Annotated in this window: 12 protein-coding genes; 8 read left to right on the top strand and 4 right to left on the bottom strand. The window is 33.7% G+C overall.

Translation table 11 applies throughout. The features are described from left to right. A partial coding sequence (locus tag VI621_RS13530) for an ABC transporter ATP-binding protein (RefSeq protein WP_324218938.1) occupies positions 1-614 on the top strand: 614 nt, incomplete at its 5' end. Between the two features lie 140 nt (positions 615-754). Then, the gene (locus VI621_RS13525; protein WP_324218937.1) at positions 755-1,255 is read left to right on the top strand and encodes an SRPBCC domain-containing protein; all 501 of its coding nucleotides are present in this window, start codon (positions 755-757) and stop codon (positions 1,253-1,255) included. A 31-nt stretch (positions 1,256-1,286) separates the two neighbouring features. Here VI621_RS13525 and VI621_RS13520 read toward each other — a convergent pair whose 3' ends face one another. Then, entirely contained in the window at positions 1,287-2,459 is a 1,173-nt protein-coding gene (locus VI621_RS13520) for a proline dehydrogenase family protein (RefSeq protein WP_324218936.1), read from the bottom strand. A gap of 103 nt (positions 2,460-2,562) precedes the next feature. Here VI621_RS13520 and aroB point away from each other — a divergent pair, with 103 nt between their 5' ends. From aroB to VI621_RS13490, 6 genes are all read left to right on the top strand, one after another. Then, positions 2,563-3,630, top strand: a complete 1,068-nt coding sequence (gene aroB, locus VI621_RS13515; protein ID WP_324218935.1) for a 3-dehydroquinate synthase — start codon at positions 2,563-2,565, stop codon at positions 3,628-3,630. A 293-nt stretch (positions 3,631-3,923) separates the two neighbouring features. Further along, positions 3,924-5,324: an arginine decarboxylase gene (locus tag VI621_RS13510; protein WP_324218934.1), complete on the top strand. Its 1,401-nt coding sequence runs from the start codon at positions 3,924-3,926 to the stop codon at positions 5,322-5,324. A gap of 93 nt (positions 5,325-5,417) precedes the next feature. Continuing rightward, complete coding sequence (locus VI621_RS13505; protein WP_324218933.1) at positions 5,418-6,392, top strand: deoxyhypusine synthase family protein; 975 nt, start codon at positions 5,418-5,420, stop codon at positions 6,390-6,392. Between the two features lie 10 nt (positions 6,393-6,402). Next, positions 6,403-6,801: a DNA primase gene (locus tag VI621_RS13500; RefSeq protein ID WP_324218932.1), complete on the top strand. Its 399-nt coding sequence runs from the start codon at positions 6,403-6,405 to the stop codon at positions 6,799-6,801. A 76-nt stretch (positions 6,802-6,877) separates the two neighbouring features. Beyond that, entirely contained in the window at positions 6,878-9,010 is a 2,133-nt protein-coding gene (recQ, locus tag VI621_RS13495; RefSeq protein ID WP_324218931.1) for a DNA helicase RecQ, read from the top strand. Next, positions 8,991-9,488: a DNA-deoxyinosine glycosylase gene (locus VI621_RS13490; protein ID WP_324218930.1), complete on the top strand. Its 498-nt coding sequence runs from the start codon at positions 8,991-8,993 to the stop codon at positions 9,486-9,488. Before recQ ends, VI621_RS13490 begins: the two co-directional genes overlap by 20 nt. Before the next feature lies 1 nt (position 9,489). On the opposite strand, the gene VI621_RS13485 is transcribed toward VI621_RS13490, so the two are convergent. The 3 genes from VI621_RS13485 to VI621_RS13475 form a co-directional block, all read right to left on the bottom strand. After that, on the bottom strand, positions 9,490-10,005 hold the full coding sequence (locus tag VI621_RS13485; RefSeq protein WP_324218929.1) for a DinB family protein: 516 nt from the start codon (positions 10,003-10,005) through the stop codon (positions 9,490-9,492). 87 nt (positions 10,006-10,092) lie between these two features. Continuing rightward, positions 10,093-10,572, bottom strand: coding sequence for an Lrp/AsnC family transcriptional regulator (locus VI621_RS13480; protein ID WP_126745258.1), 480 nt, complete (start codon positions 10,570-10,572; stop codon positions 10,093-10,095). Positions 10,573-10,655: 83 nt separating this feature from the next. Further along, a complete protein-coding gene (locus VI621_RS13475) occupies positions 10,656-11,810 on the bottom strand; it encodes a M14 metallopeptidase family protein (RefSeq protein ID WP_324218928.1) in 1,155 nt (384 codons plus the stop codon). Between the last annotated feature and the right edge of the window lie 46 nt (positions 11,811-11,856).

Below are 11,856 nucleotides of genomic sequence, written 5' to 3'. Positions count from 1 at the left end.
CAGGAAAATCAACTATTGCTTCTTTGTTATTGCGTTTTTATAATGTTGATGGTGGCGAAATATTAGTTGATGGCAAAAATATTTACGATTATGATTTAGAAAATCTTCGTGGTAATATGAGTATTGTGCCGCAAGATGTGATTCTATTTGGCGGAACCATAAAAGAAAATATCGCTTACGGAAAACCGGATGCCTCCGAAGAAGAAATTTTCCTGGCTGCAAAACAAGCCAATGCCTTAAACTTCATCGAAGGATTTCCTGAAAAATTCGAAACTATTGTGGGCGAAAGAGGAATAAAACTTTCCGGCGGACAAAGACAACGCATTGCCATTGCACGAGCATTACTCAAAAACCCAAGCATTTTAATTCTGGATGAAGCCACGTCGTCATTAGATAGTGAAAGTGAAAAACTGGTTCAGGAAGCTTTGGAGATTTTAATGCAGGGAAGAACCAGTATTATTATTGCACACCGACTTTCTACTATTCGCAGTGCAGATCAAATTCTGGTGCTTGATCATGGGAAAATTACAGAACAGGGAACTCATCAGGAATTAATTACTTTAGAAAATGGGATGTACAAAAATTTAAGCCATTTACAGTTTAGCAATTTTTAAGATTCAAAAAAAATATAAAAAGCTCCATTCGTCACGGCCAATGGAGTTTTTTATAGCTTGTTTTCTAACGTATTATCTTTTTTTCCTATCTTTAATTTTCTTATTTGACAACAATAAAAATTAACTTCAAAATTTGAATTATGGAAAATTATGATTGGTCTAAATTCATGAGACGCATTAACATTAAAGTACCAATTCAAGAAATCTACGATTATTGGACTACACAAGAAGGTATGGAGAAATGGTTTTTGCGGTTAGGCGAATTTTCTAATGTTGAAGACCTATTGAAAGATAGAAATACGCCGATTCAAAAAAACGACAATTACAAGTGGATGTGGCATGGTTATTCAGATGAATTGGTTGAAACCGGAAGAATTCTGGAAGCCAACGGTCATGATTTACTGCAATTCACTTTTGCGGGAGAATGTATAGTTACCGTAAAAATATATTCTGAAATAGACGAAACTATCGTTGAAGTAATTCAGGAAAATATTCCAACTGACGAAAATTCAAAAGTGCAATACCATTTGGGATGTTCCAACGGGTGGATTTTTTACTTAGCCAACTTAAAATCCATTCTCGAAGGAGGCATCGACCTCAGGAATAAAAAAATGGAACTTATAAAAATGATTAATTCATAAAAAAAGCCTCAATCACTTGAGGCTTTTTTTATTATTTAGAATTCTTTCTTCTGTCACGTTCCGTTTTTATCAAAGTCAATTCTCGACTGGTTTGTCCTGCAACCGATGTATTTTCTTCCGCACGTCTGATCAAGTACGGCATCACATCACGAACGGGTCCAAAAGGCAAATATTTTGCTACATTATAACCATGTGCCGCCAAGTTATAACTGATGTTATCACTCATTCCGTATAATTGTCCGAACCAAATTCTGTGGTCATTTTTGGCAATGCCTCTTTCCTGCATAAATTCCATTAATTTATAAGAACTCAACTCGTTGTGTGTTCCGGCAAAAATCGACATTTTATCGATGTTCTCAATCATATAATGAACAGCGGCGTCATAATTTTCATCCGTATCTTCTTTCGAAGCACAAATTGGAGACGAATATCCTTTTTCCACTGCACGTTCTATTTCTTTTTCCATATACGCACCACGAACCAATTTCATCCCGATATAGAAACCTTCTGTTTTTGCCTGCTCGTGTAGTTTTTTCAAATAATCTAAACGATCCCAACGGTACATTTGCAACGTGTTGAAAACAATCGGTTTTTCCTTATTGTATTTTCGCATCATTGCCTCGACAATGTCATCGGCTGCGTCTTGCATCCAACTTTCTTCGCTATCAATCAGTAACGCAACATCTTTTTCGTAGGCTACTTTGCAAACCTGGTCAAAACGTGCCACTACTCTATCCCACTCTGCTTGTTCTGTTACTGTTAATGGAATTTTGGCTCCTATTTTTTCATACAAATCAAGACGTCCAAAACCAGTTGGTTTAAAAACAGCAAATGGAATGGCTTTTTTCTCTTTAGCAAAATCAATGATTTTCAAAGTCATTTGCATCGCATCATCAAAATGAACTTCATCTTCTTTTCCTTCGACAGAATAATCCAAAACCGACGAAACGCCTTTGGCAAACATTTTATCAACCACCGGAAGACAATCATCTTCACTTATTCCGCCACAAAAATGGTCAAAAACAGTAGCTCTGATTAGTCCTTCAACAGGTAAATGTGCTTTGATGGCAAAATTCGTAACTGCAGTTCCGATGCGAACCAGCGGCTGATTATCAATCAATTTAAAAAGAAAATACGCCCTTTCTAATTCGGTATCACTTTTTAATGAAAATGCAACTTGTGTATTATTGAATATCTTTTCCATATGTTTTTTAATAATTATACAAATATAAATAGACTTTGATAAATTTTAATCAAAAATTACCTTATTTTGTCTTATCAAACACAACAAAATTACTGAACTAATTATGCAATTTATTCAAGCCAACGATTATCGTATTTATTTTAATGAAAACGGCTATGAAGCGTTCAATAAACATTTGGCTGAAAACAAGTATTCTAACCTATTCATTATAGTTGACAGTAATACTAATGAATATTGTCTGCCCGCTTTTCTACCTTATATAGAAACCGAACTGGCTATAGAAATCATTGAATTCGATGCAGGCGAAAGTTTCAAAAATATAGAAACCTGCGTTGAAATTTGGAATGTTTTGACCGAATTAGGCGCGGACCGAAAAAGCCTGATTATAAATTTAGGTGGCGGTGTGGTTACTGATTTAGGTGGATTTATAGCTTCCACTTTCAAAAGAGGGATTGATTTTATTCATGTTCCAACAACTTTATTGGCGATGGTTGATGCTTCCGTTGGAGGAAAAAATGGTGTGGATTTGGGAAATTTAAAAAACCAGATCGGAGTAATTAACACGCCTAAAATGGTTTTGATTGATACTCGATATCTTGAAACGCTTCCGCAAAATGAAATGCGTTCGGGACTGGCCGAAATGCTAAAACACGGTTTAATCTATGACAAAACTTACTGGGAATTATTTTTGGATTTGAGTAAAATTGATTTTGCCGATTTCGATCAGTTGATTTATACCTCGGTTGAAATTAAAAATAATATTGTTATGCAGGACCCAACTGAAAAAGGAATTCGGAAAGCCTTGAATTTCGGTCACACTTTAGGTCATGCCATTGAAAGTTATTTTTTGGAAAATGAAAATAAAAAAACCTTATTACACGGCGAAGCGATTGCTGCCGGAATGATTTTGGAAAGTTATATTTCCTGGCAAAAAAATCTAATTTCTGCCGAAGAATATATCCAAATTAAAAGCACCATTAAAAATATTTTTGAAGACATTATTTTTGAAGAAAATGACCTGATTCCAATCATGGAATTGCTCATTCATGACAAAAAAAATGAGTATGGTTTGGTTCAATTTGTTCTTTTATATGGAATTGGAAAAGTAAAAATAAATCAAGAAGTTGAAAATGAACTGATTAATAAAGCCTTTTCCGATTATAAATCTTAATATTTTTTTAGCTAAAAGGGTTGCAATTGGGATATATTATTTTTTACATTTGCCCTAATGAATAAACACAAAAATACTAGCAAACATTCTTTCTGCGAGAGTAAAAACAATAATTCTTATATAGGGTTATGGGGTAACTTTTTTGCCGTAAGGGGAATCCTAAATTTTGACGTTTTACATAGTTCAAACATTTATCATGAGAAGCTGCAAATTATTTATGCAAATATTCGGGTTTGAAAATTAGATTAACTTAATTTTTTCAATTACTTTTAATCTAAATTACTGACAAATAAATGAATACAAAATATTCCGATTTAATAAACCAAACATATTATTTCCCACAAGAGGAGTTCAACCTGAACAAAGACAATTTACTGTTTCACAATATTGATTTGATGAAATTGGTAGAACAGTACGGAACGCCTCTGAAATTTACTTATTTGCCACAAATTTCCAAAAACATCAACAGAGCCAAAGGCTGGTTCCGAAATGCGATGGAAAAAAACAAATACGAAGGTAAATATTACTATTGCTATTGCACAAAAAGTTCTCATTTTGAATATATAATGAATGAGGCTTTCAAAAATAATATCCATATTGAGACTTCCTCTGCTTTTGACATTAATATTGTCGAAAATTTATTGGAAAATGGTAAAATCAATAAAAGCACGTATGTGATTTGTAATGGTTTCAAAAGAGACCAATATATTGAAAATATTGCACGATTAATCAATAACGGACATAAAAACGCCATTCCGATTATTGATAATTATGAAGAATTGGATTTGCTACAGGCACAAATCAAAGGAAAATTCAAAATTGGAATTCGTATTGCCGCTGAAGAGGAACCAAAATTTGAGTTCTATACCTCCAGATTAGGTATCGGATACAAAAACATAGTTAACTTTTATAAAAAACAAATTCAGGATAATAAAAAATTGGAGCTGAAAATGCTACACTTTTTTATCAATACCGGAATTAATGATAATGCCTACTATTGGAATGAATTGGTAAAATGTATTAAAGTATATATTGCCTTAAAAAAAGAGTGTCCTTCGTTGGATGGCTTGAATATTGGTGGTGGATTCCCTATCAAAAATTCATTGGCATTTGAGTACGATTACCAATATATGATTGATGAAATTATCAATCAAATAAAAATTGCCTGTGAAGAGGCTGAAGTGGATGTTCCAAATATTTTTACCGAATTCGGGTCATTTACCGTTGGTGAAAGTGGTGGTGCTATTTATCAAATCTTATATCAAAAACAACAAAACGACAGAGAAAAATGGAACATGATTGACTCGTCTTTCATTACCACTCTACCGGATACATGGGCTATTAATAAGCGTTTTATTATGTTGGCCATCAATCGTTGGAATGATCAATATGAAAGGGTTTTATTAGGCGGAATGACGTGTGACAGCGATGATTATTACAATTCTGAGCAGAATATGAATGCCATTTATTTGCCAAAATACAACAAGGAAAAACCGTTATATATCGGATTTTTCAATACTGGCGCTTATCAGGAAACCATTGGTGGATATGGAGGATTACATCACTGTTTGATTCCACAACCCAAACATATCCTGATTGACAGAGATGAAAACGGGATTTTGGCTACGGAAGTTTTCTCTGAGCAACAAACAGCAGATGATGTATTAAAAATATTAGGTTACGATAAAAAATAATTAGTTAAATAAACAATTAGTCAATTTAAAAATTCGTTAATTTGAAAAACAGCTTTTCAATCTTTCGATTTTTTAATTTTTAAACCCAGAAAAATGAGCAAAGGACCCATCAGTCAGTTTATTGAAAAACACTATCTGCATTTTAATGCAGCTGCATTAGTCGATGCTGCCAAAGGATATGAAGAACATTTACTGGACAACGGTAAAATGATGATTACACTAGGTGGAGCAATGAGTACTGCCGAACTTGGAAAATCATTAGCAGAAATGATCCGTCAGGACAAAGTACATATTATTTCTTGTACCGGAGCAAATCTTGAGGAAGATATCATGAACCTGGTAGCACACAACTCCTATAAAAGAGTGCCTAATTATAGAGACCTAAGTCCTCAGGATGAATGGGATTTATTAGAAAATCACTACAATAGAGTTACTGATACTTGTATTCCTGAAGAAGAAGCCTTTAGAAGATTACAATCTCATTTGTTCAATATCTGGAATACTGCTGATAAAGCAGGAGAACGTTATTTTCCACATGAATTTATGTATCAAATGATTAATTCCGGAGTATTGGAACAATATTACGAAATTGATCCTAAAGATTCCTGGATGGTGGCTGCTGCCGAGAAAAACCTGCCTATCGTAGTTCCAGGTTGGGAAGACAGTACTATGGGGAACATTTTTTCCTCTTATTGTATTAAAGGAGAATTCAAACCTACCACTACAAAAAGTGGGGTGGAATATATGATGTGGTTAGCAGACTGGTATCCGAAAAATTGTGCCGGAAAAGGGATTGGTTTCTTTCAAATTGGTGGTGGAATCGCTGGAGATTTTCCAATTTGTGTAGTACCAATGTTGTATCAGGATATGGAAATGCATGATATCCCATTTTGGAGTTATTTCTGCCAGATTTCAGATTCAACAACCAGTTATGGATCATATTCCGGAGCTGTTCCAAACGAAAAAATCACTTGGGGAAAATTAGACATTAAAACCCCTAAGTTTATCATCGAGTCGGATGCTACCATTGTGGCACCGTTAATTTTTGCTTATTTATTAGATTTATAATAGAATTTTTATGAAAAGAGTTATTGTTGATTACGCCAAATTGACTAATGAAATTTTAACATTATTAGTAGAACGATTTCCCGACGGATACGATGATTCGAATATCATTCGTTTTAAAAATCACAAAAACGAAACTATTGAAGCTGTAGAAGTGAAAACTGAAGATACCATTTTCTTGGTAAAAATAAGTACTAAACTTTCCGACAGAATTATTAATTTTGATGAAGATGATGATATTGTTGTTCCATTAGAAGCCATAAAAGGAATTGACCTTGAAGATGAAGATGCGATGGACGACGACGAGGAGGAAGACGAAAATTTAGATAAACCAGATTTTGATGCTGACGATGACGAGGATACTGATCCTTCTGATATTATCGACGAAGATACTGATGATGATGAAGACTAAACTTTATTAAAAATATTTAAGGAACTCATTTTGGGTTCCTTTTTTTATTAATTTAGTTTCAATAATATAAGCCAAAATGACAACACGAATTTTGCACGCCAAATTAAAAGAAAGTTTCGGTTTCGAAAAATTCAGACCCAATCAGGAAGAAATTATAAATACCATTCTTTCTGGTCAGGATACACTAGCAATCATGCCCACAGGCGGCGGAAAATCAATCTGTTTTCAATTGCCCGCTTTGGTTTTCCCTGGAATTACCATAGTAATCTCGCCACTTATCGCCTTGATGAAAGATCAGGTTGATAGTCTAAAAGCCAATGGCATTGAGGCTTGTTTTATAAACAGCAGTCAAACCGAAGCGGAACAACAAACACACATTCAAAATCTAAAAGACAATAAAGTCAAGCTTGTTTATGTGGCTCCTGAAAGTTTGTCGTATCTCGATACAGTTTTTAATCAACTTACCGTTAGCCTTATTGCTGTTGATGAAGCGCATTGTATTTCGGCTTGGGGACATGATTTTCGTCCCGCTTATACCAATTTGGGATATCTCAAAAATCGCTTCCCTTCTACTCCAATCTTAGCTTTAACTGCTACTGCCGATAAAGCTACGCGTAAAGACATTAGCTCTCAATTAAATTTAAAAAATCCAAAACAATTTGTTGCTTCTTTCGACAGAAAAAATCTGAGTTTAGAAGTACGCCCGGCACTAGACAGGGTAAAACAAATCATAGATTTTGTTAAAGATAAACCCAACGAATCCGGAATTATTTATTGCTTGAGCAGAAAAACTACAGAGGAACTTTCAGGAAAATTGCAAAAAATTGGAATTAATGCCAAAGCCTATCATGCAGGGTTAGACAATAAAATCAGATCCAACACCCAGGACGAATTCATCAATGATGATTGTCAGGTGGTTTGTGCTACCATTGCTTTTGGAATGGGAATCGACAAATCGAATGTACGTTGGGTAATTCATTATAATTTACCTAAAAACATTGAAGGCTATTATCAGGAAATTGGTCGTGCCGGCCGTGACGGATTGCCATCTGAGACTATATTATTCGAAAGCTACGGCGATGTCATCCAATTGCAAAAATTTGCTTCCGAAGGATTGAATTCCGAAGTTCAGCTGGCAAAACTCGACAGAATGAAGCAATATGCGGATGCTTTGAGCTGTCGCCGAAAAATATTGCTTTCCTATTTTGGTGAATTGGTCACTGAAAATTGTGGCAATTGTGATATCTGTAAAAATCCACCTGCTTTTTTCGATGGAACCATAATTGCTCAAAAAGCCTTGTCAGCCATTATTCGATTGCAGGAAACGGAGCCATTACCTGTAATCGTTGACTTTTTACGAGGTTCTAAGAATGCTTCTATTTATGAAAAAGAATATCAAAATCTAAAAACATACGGAATTGGTACTGATATTTCATGGTATGATTGGAATCAATATTTAATTCAATTGATCAATTTAGGATATTGCGAAATTGCTTTTCATCAGCAAAATAAAATCAAATTAACCGCATTTGCCAAAAAAGTACTGTTTGAAGGCGAAAAAGTACAACTTACGACCGTCAAAAAAATCAGCATTGATAAATCGGAAATCAAAGAACCAAAAAGTAAAACAGTCACCAATTTGCTTTTTGAGACGCTTAGAAAGCTTCGTTATGAAATTGCCAAAGAAGAAGACGTTCCTGCTTATATTATCTTTAGCGATGCTGCTTTACGCCAAATGGAAACCAAAAGGCCCATGAGCGACGAAGAATTAATCACTATCGACGGTGTTGGGAAAGCAAAACTCGAAAAATATGGTGATGCTTTTGTTAAAGCCATTATTGATTTTCAAAAAAATAAAGCTGTAATCCCGAAGCCTCGGGACAAAAAAGAGGGAAACACCTATAAAGAAACATTAGAATTGTATCAAAGCGGACTTTCTGCTGAAGCCATTGCTTTGAAAAGAAAATTAGGCGTTCCAACGATCATTTCCCATATGGCGAAATTATATATTGATGGCCATGCTGTTGATTTAAGTGAATTTGTTTCTGATGATGAAGTTTCAAAAATTGCAGCAGCACAAATCAAAATGGAATCACCAAATGCGTTAAAACCTTATTTTGATTATTTTGAAGAAAAGATTTCTTATGATAAATTAAGAATTGGATTGGCAATAATCGAAAAAGAAACCAATGAAACAAAAGTTATTTAATATGACTACCTCCTTTCCTCCTATTATCAATTCAGAAACCGAAATTTTGATTTTGGGAACTATGCCAGGCGCGACTTCACTGGCCAAACAAGAATATTACGGATACAATCACAATCATTTCTGGCGAATTATGTATACTTTATTCGATAATTTGCCTGTTTCTGAAGTTTTTGAAGAAAAAGTAAAGATTCTTCAAAGCAATAAAATTGGTTTGTGGGATGTTTTAGAAAATTGTGAAAGAAAAGGAAGCTTGGATATCCACAGCAAAAATCACATCGTAAACGATTTTGAAAGTCTTTTTAAAGAATTCCCCTCCATCAAAAAAATCGTTTTTAATGGTAAAGAAAGCCATAAATATTTCCTGAAAAAGTTCGGACAAATTCAAGGCATTACTTATTATGTAATGCCTTCAACCAGTCCAGCAAATACCATGTCTTTTGAAAACAAACTCAAAATCTGGTCTGAATTCTTAAAATAAATTACAAATATCTTTCTTCAAAAATCTTTTGATGGTGTTTTTGGTGTCCAATAATGATAAATCCTATAGCACGAACAGATACTTCTTTATCTGAAGCTGTTCCAAGTCTTGCTAATTGCTCTTGCGTAAAGCTTTTATAAAGTGATAACGTAGATTGTCTTACTACTGCAAGTTCAGTCAGTAAATCCTGAATACTTCGGTCATTCGCATTAGTATTATCGACGTAGAAATTTTCATCAAAACCCGGCAATGGTGTTTTATCATTTCTTGAAATCCGTAAAGCGCGGTAACTAAAAATACGCTCCGCATCAATTAAATGTTGAATAATATCTTTGATAGTCCATTTTCCTTCCGCATACCGATAATCAAATTTATCCATTGGAATGTTTTGCACAAACTTGATAAATTCATGCACACAAATTTCTAATTCTTCAATTAATTCTACATTTTCCAAAGCTTGAATATAGCCAGTATAATAAGTAGCATATTCATTTACAGGTAATTGGTCTGATTTCATTTTTATCTTTTTTAAAAAACTAATTTAATAAAAAAAACCTCATTTACCAATGGCAAATGAGGTTTATGAATTGTAATCAAAGTATGATTACATATTTTTGAAAATGGTATGCATCAAACGTTTTTTATCATTAATACTTTCGTCTAATGAAATCATAGTTTCTGTTCTGTAAACACCTTCGATATCGTCAATCATAAAGATAACGTCTTTGGCATGTTTAGTGTCTTTTGCTCTGATTTTACAAAAAATATTAAATTTTCCGGTAGTTATGTGTGCTACAGTTACATAAGGAATTTCATTTATACGCTCTAAAACAAATTTAGTCTGAGAAGTATTATTAAGAAAAACACCTACATACGCAATAAATGAATAGCCTAATTTTTCATAATCAAGTGTTAATGAAGAACCCATGATAATCCCTGCATCTTCCATTTTCTTAACTCTCACGTGTACTGTTCCTGCAGAAATCAACAACTTTTTTGCGATATCTGTAAATGGAACTCTTGTATTATCAATCAACATGTCCAAAATTTGGTGATCGACTTCATCTAAACGAAACTTGCTCATAAAATATTTAAATTTATTGTGTACTATAATTACTCAAACAAAGTACAAAGAAAGTGTTTTTAAAGCTAAAAAACATAAAAAAGTTACGTTTTTATCAATCCATTAACAATTTTAATATTTTTTCCTAAATAAAAATCTGCTTTTTTATTTAATTTCGGAATACTATCATTTTCATCTTGATATAAAGCTTGTTGCGCATCATATTCATAATGACCTGAATATCCTTTTAAATCACCAATTTCAACAATATAAGCGTTGAAACAAAGCTGATTACCTATTAATTCCTCTTTGTATTGAACTGCAAAATTCGTAATTATTTCGGTATTATCATAATTAATTTTGACATTTTTATAAACAAAGTCATAAAAACTCACCTTATTTTGAGGAATATTCAAATAATCAGTCATTCTGTTGCTAACTATTGTGCTTCTCGAAAGAAACTGAGAACCAGATAGTAATGCTATAAAAACATATTTCCTGGTCTCTTCTCTATCATAATCTTTAGGAAAATGACCCGCCTCGAACAAAATGGTGGGGACATTTAGAGACTGAAAGGTATCGCCAATGCAATTGATATTAAAAGAATCATCAAATCTCCCTACTTGATTTGGAATATAGTGTTGTAATGTTTCGTTCATCGCTACAATAACATCAATCGCTTTCATTCGAACTTCGTTAACTTCCCGTTCTTCATTATAAGAAGGCGCTAAAAACGAAACAGTTGCAGGTTTATTGGTGTTTTCAGTCCCGAAAATGGTACGCTGATCATGTAAATTATAACAATAATGTGGTTTAAAGCGTTCAAAAACGGCTCGCAGCAGCTTACTTTCCGGTTGTAACAACGCCTGGGAGTCTCTGTTTAGATCCACTTTATTCGCATTTTCTCTTGTATAAAGCAATGCGCCGTCCGGATTTAACATCGGCAAACAACAAAAAGTAAAATTATTCAACAAGTCATTTCCAATTTCAGAATCACTATTCAGCAAATTCAGAAAATCAAAAAGCGCTTTTGTCGTGGTACTTTCATTCCCATGCATTTGTGACCAAAGCAAAATTCGTGTTTTTCCGGTCCCTATTTCGACCTGATAAATTGGTTTTTCAAGAACCGATTGTCCTATAATTTTAACGCGGCCTTTCACATCCAACTTATGCAATAAGGGCTCAATATCGCTTAAAGTAATATATCTCCCGTGCAAACTTTGTTCTTTAAATTGACTGTACAATAACTCGAAATCCATGCTGTATTTTTTGGTTTTACAAAAGTAAACATCTTTGTATTTACAA

Origin of the sequence: Flavobacterium sp., assembly GCF_035292545.1 — a bacterium.
Classification (GTDB): Bacteria; Bacteroidota; Bacteroidia; order Flavobacteriales; family Flavobacteriaceae; genus Flavobacterium.
This window is presented reverse-complemented; position numbering and strand designations above follow the sequence as displayed.

What these genes read in the sequence shown, in the direction of transcription:
- VI621_RS13490 (WP_324218930.1), top strand. Translation starts at nt 8,991, where the DNA reads ATGAAACAAAAGTTATTTAATATGACTACCTCCTTTCCTCCTATTATC.
- VI621_RS13475 (WP_324218928.1), bottom strand. Translation starts at nt 11,810, where the DNA reads ATGGATTTCGAGTTATTGTACAGTCAATTTAAAGAACAAAGTTTGCAC.
- recQ (WP_324218931.1), top strand. Translation starts at nt 6,878, where the DNA reads ATGACAACACGAATTTTGCACGCCAAATTAAAAGAAAGTTTCGGTTTC.
- VI621_RS13500 (WP_324218932.1), top strand. Translation starts at nt 6,403, where the DNA reads ATGAAAAGAGTTATTGTTGATTACGCCAAATTGACTAATGAAATTTTA.
- VI621_RS13510 (WP_324218934.1), top strand. Translation starts at nt 3,924, where the DNA reads ATGAATACAAAATATTCCGATTTAATAAACCAAACATATTATTTCCCA.
- VI621_RS13505 (WP_324218933.1), top strand. Translation starts at nt 5,418, where the DNA reads ATGAGCAAAGGACCCATCAGTCAGTTTATTGAAAAACACTATCTGCAT.
- VI621_RS13525 (WP_324218937.1), top strand. Translation starts at nt 755, where the DNA reads ATGGAAAATTATGATTGGTCTAAATTCATGAGACGCATTAACATTAAA.
- aroB (WP_324218935.1), top strand. Translation starts at nt 2,563, where the DNA reads ATGCAATTTATTCAAGCCAACGATTATCGTATTTATTTTAATGAAAAC.
- VI621_RS13480 (WP_126745258.1), bottom strand. Translation starts at nt 10,572, where the DNA reads ATGAGCAAGTTTCGTTTAGATGAAGTCGATCACCAAATTTTGGACATG.
- VI621_RS13520 (WP_324218936.1), bottom strand. Translation starts at nt 2,459, where the DNA reads ATGGAAAAGATATTCAATAATACACAAGTTGCATTTTCATTAAAAAGT.
- VI621_RS13485 (WP_324218929.1), bottom strand. Translation starts at nt 10,005, where the DNA reads ATGAAATCAGACCAATTACCTGTAAATGAATATGCTACTTATTATACT.